A 4,060-nucleotide genomic window follows, 5' to 3' on the forward strand; every position below is an offset into this window, starting at 1 on the left:
TCGTTCAGTTCCGCTTTTACAGACTTCTCGTGCTCGCTGAATGCGGCTTTCAGCATCTCGCCGGTAGTCTGCTGCTGCGCTTTCGATTTCTGCTCTAAGTCCTTCGCCAGCGTTAAAAGACTGTTCATAGATGGCTCCCTTCAGTCGGATGTTTCGCCCCCCGTCCGGGTCGGCAATGCTGATACTGCTTTTCGTGGTACGCACCACCTCAAAGCCCCCGCTTTTCAGCGCCTCTGTGACATCATGGCGCGTTTTCAGCTCCCCGGATGAGGCAAGGGCAAGCAGACCGCGTGTAATCGTCTCTGCGGCCTCCAGCTTCGTTTTTGGCAGCGCGGACGGCGTGACCAGCGCCCGCCGGTTCTCCGGCGCGTTCGGGTCGTGCAGCCCCAGCCTGCCGTTCACGATGGTCTGCCAGGCGTCGATGCGCGGACGGTCGGCGCGGTCGTAATACGGCTGGAGACGTTTGCCGGTCAGCAACTCCGTGTTGGGTACCAGGAAATTCAGCTCCAGCCGCCCTTTGTCCTGGTGCTCAACCCACAGCACGCTGTACTGGTCTTTATCGAGTCCGGGCATCAGAACCCGCTCAAAGCTCGCCATCAGCTTTTCACGCTGACCGGGCGGTAAGTCCTCTTCGGCAAAGGACAGCACCCCGGAGGTGTACTTTTTGGCGTAGGGTGAGGCGTCGATAAGCTCCCGGACTTCTTCCGGTTTCCCCTGAAGGACGCTGGCGCGGTCACGCTGACGATCTTTTCCCAGCAGATAATCCACCGGACCGGCACCGCCGCCGCGTCCTCGCGGGTGAAACTTAACGATCATCGTCTGCCCCCTTTTCCAGTACGGCATGCCGCAGCCGCTCAAGTCCGGCATCGATGGCCATCAGCGCGGCGACAACCTGCACGCGGTCGTGCCCGCTGCCGCCACCGGCGTTAACCTGTCGGGCAATCTGGTTAAGGTTGTTACCCATGCCCGCAAGCTGGCGAAGCAGCGCCGGCGAGATTGAGGGAAGTTTGCCGGCGCGGGCAGGCTTCTCGTCCAGGCACGTCTGCCGCATCCAGGCTGCGAGCTGCTTACCGTCGCAGCGCTCCAGCAGACGCCGGTGCTCATCCTCGGTAACCCACATCGTGAGCATTTTGCTGCGTTTTTCTGCCAATCCGGCCTCCTGATAACGCCGGGACGGGCGGGAAATCTTTTCCCGGTCGGCGCGGCGTTGGACAAGCCGCAGGCGCGTCAGTGGCTTTTAGCGGGTTTCGGGGCGCAGCCCTGAACCAGTCACGTAGCGCTAGCGGAGTGTATACTGGCTTAATATGATAAATCGGAGTGGTGGTTCAGGGAAGTGCTTCATGTGGCAGGGGATAAATGTGACCTCGGGGTGTAAGTGCGAAATGCAGGTGTCGGTGAAATGACGCCTCCTCGCTCACTCGGTCGCTACGCTCCTGCCGTGAGGCTGCGGCGGGCGTTGCCTGCTCACGAATGACGAGGTAAAAAGAGGGCGCTCGAGTCAGGAAGGGCCGGAAAAAGGCTGCGGCGTTGCCGTTTTTCCATAGGCTCCGCCCCCCTGACGAGTATCATAAAATCTGACGCTCAAATCAGTGGCGGCGAAACCCGACAGGACTATAAAGATCCCAGGCGTTTCCCCCTGGTAGCTCCCTCGTGCGCTCTCCTGTTCCTGCCTTTCGGTTTACCGGTGTCATTCCGCTGTTATGGCCGCGTTTGTCTCATTCCACGCCTGACACTCAGTTCCGGGTAGGCAGTTCGCTCCAAGCTGGACTGTATGCACGAACCCCCCGTTCAGTCCGACTGCTGCGCCTTATCCGGTAACTATCATCTTGAGTCCAACCCGGAAAGACACGACTTATCGCCATTGGCAGCAGCCACTGGTAAGGGGTGTACAAGAGATTACTGATGCAGAGTTCTTGAAGTTTAGGACTGACTACGGCTAAACTGGAAGGACGAATTTGGTGGCAGCGGTCTTGTACACCCTGTTACCACGGTTAAGTAGTTCCCCAACTGACTTAACCTTCGAAAAACCACCTCCCCAGGTGGTTTTTTCGTTTTCAGAGCAAGAGATTACGCTCTGCAGCCAATTATCTCAAGAGAATCCAGCGAACGACTCTTATCCATGAAGGAACCAACCTGTTCTTTTTAGATACCCCAGCACTCTATCATCGAGAAAATTGTCGGAACCCTTAACTGTTGTGATTTATTTAGAGCTGCAAGCGTTCTGATTCCACAACTTCACAGCAGCACTTTCGCGCTTTCCTTTTATCGCTATAACCATATCTGTCGCCCTAATCGCAGCAACATTCATCTCATAATTGTATTCACTAATAAACCTTACTGTGCCTCGCAGATTAGGTCTCATCTCATCAAAACTCCGCAATGAACTCTCATACATCCCCCACTTTTGAGCTGATGAGATTCGATTATCGTACCCAGCCAAGGTTGCAAAGGCAGCACACTCAGCTTTATCTTTAAATGGGCCAGAGATAACCTCTGCACTGGCAGCGTAGCTAGTAAGCAAAAAAAATGCGGTGTATGCACTTCTCATTTTTATAAGATGTTTCACGTTATTTACCACCTCTCGATTTCATATAGAACAAAGACCTGATTTACCATAACATCCCTTGCCCGCACCGCGCCGGACGGGTTCGGCACGATTACGGCGCCAGTTGGGTAAAAATGGCAGCAAACCCCCCGGTAAACCGCCCAGTCTGCGTCTGATAAATTTCCCGCGACTGCATAGACATGCACGAAAATTAACTGACACTGTGTTCAATAGATTTTCATGCTGTATGCCGTATTTTAATCTTCTACGCGCCCTCGAAAGATGCCTGTTCGTGTATATATTCTTTCGACCCAAGATGGCCTTTTATCCGAGTTGAGACAGCTGTACAGGAACACCCGCGTTTTGGGTTTATAGCTAACTCCATCCTGTGGCTGGTTATCAAAAAATGAATAATCAATCTTGTCACCTTTAACTGAAGCTCGTCCCCCGACATGAACTAAAGACCAGCTCTCATGCATCACATGACTTTCAATCAATCCAAAAGAAGAAAAACCCCATGAATCAAAAAAAACTTTGAGTCCATCAGTCGTACCACTAGTAGGAGCAATGATTGCAAATTCAACCTGCTCACCAGTCCCTTCAAGGTAAGAAGGTTTCTCCACGTTAATTACAGATGCTCCCTTCACCTGATAACCTTTGCAGGTAAGATATAAGTCCCTTTCCGATGATGGTTTTGTTGACGTAACGTTGTCGTTCTTCTCAGCAGCAGCGACTGTAAACGACAGAGCCAAAACCACTGAGCAAGCCCAAGAACACTTCATAACTCATCCCTTTTTTATTTCCCAAAATATTGATTAGCTACATTCCAAGATCAAAACCTTTCTGCCGCTGCGATTGCTTCAGCTCCGGCATTTTCTGATGCTGCACCGCCCGCTCCTGCTCCCGGTGCGCCTCAATACCGTTAAGTATCACGACAACCGGCGCAGCTGCTCGCTCAAACTCTGCACCTGCCTGCTCAAGTCCGTGACGTGCTCGCTCAGCGCCGCGTTCTCCCGTTGCATAAGACCAGACATCGTCCGCCATTCCGCGAAGGCGTTCTCCCACTCGTCCAGCCTTTTCGAGTAGTCCTGCTGTAGCTGCTCTAATGCGCTCAGTAACTGTTTTTCCAGCTCCGTCATCCTGCTCTACTCCCGTACCAGTTTCACGGCGTTCCGCTTCCCGTTCTCCACCGTCCAGCTCGTTTCTGCCTTCACGCCTTTCGGCAGCACCAGAAACTGCCCGTTGCTGTCGCTCTGGAAGCTCACGCCCCACGTTTTCACGTTCAGCTTCTCCAGCGCATCCTGCTGTTCCCGGATGCTCATGTAATTGTCGAGTATCTGCTGTCCCTGCCACCACAGAATGCCCGCGCCCGAGGCTGTCAGCAGGACGGAGACCAGCACGATGGTCAGCCACGTCTGGCTCACCATGCGCACCATGCCTTTCGTGCGCTGGCTCATGGCTGAGGACAGCGTCCGGTCGTGGTCGAGCATGGCGGCGCTGATTCTCTTCGCGCTT

The 4,060-nt window shown here is 53.9% G+C and carries 6 protein-coding genes; all 6 read right to left on the reverse strand.

Annotated elements, in window-relative coordinates:
* The coding region (gene mbeA / locus DXZ79_RS21250; protein ID WP_162928792.1) for a plasmid mobilization relaxase MbeA at nt 1-816 on the reverse strand (816 nt) is incomplete at its 3' end.
* On the reverse strand, nt 806-1,129 hold the full coding sequence (locus tag DXZ79_RS20595) for a MobC family plasmid mobilization relaxosome protein (RefSeq protein ID WP_001445156.1): 324 nt from the start codon (nt 1,127-1,129) through the stop codon (nt 806-808). The genes DXZ79_RS20595 and mbeA, both read right to left, overlap by 11 nt.
* A gap of 1,071 nt (nt 1,130-2,200) precedes the next feature.
* A complete protein-coding gene (locus DXZ79_RS20610) occupies nt 2,201-2,566 on the reverse strand; it encodes a hypothetical protein (RefSeq protein ID WP_120011661.1) in 366 nt (121 codons plus the stop codon).
* 236 nt (nt 2,567-2,802) lie between these two features.
* The gene (locus DXZ79_RS20615) at nt 2,803-3,327 is read right to left on the reverse strand and encodes a hypothetical protein (RefSeq protein ID WP_120011662.1); all 525 of its coding nucleotides are present in this window, start codon (nt 3,325-3,327) and stop codon (nt 2,803-2,805) included.
* 147 nt (nt 3,328-3,474) lie between these two features.
* The gene (locus DXZ79_RS20765; RefSeq protein ID WP_162928793.1) at nt 3,475-3,684 is read right to left on the reverse strand and encodes an MbeD family mobilization/exclusion protein; all 210 of its coding nucleotides are present in this window, start codon (nt 3,682-3,684) and stop codon (nt 3,475-3,477) included.
* Nucleotides 3,685-3,690: 6 nt separating this feature from the next.
* Nucleotides 3,691-4,060 (reverse strand): mobilization protein (locus DXZ79_RS20770; RefSeq protein WP_244942329.1); only part of this gene is annotated, 370 nt, incomplete at its 5' end.

The sequence above is a fragment of the Yersinia rochesterensis genome, assembly GCF_003600645.1.
GTDB classification, from domain to species: Bacteria; Pseudomonadota; Gammaproteobacteria; order Enterobacterales; family Enterobacteriaceae; genus Yersinia; species Yersinia rochesterensis.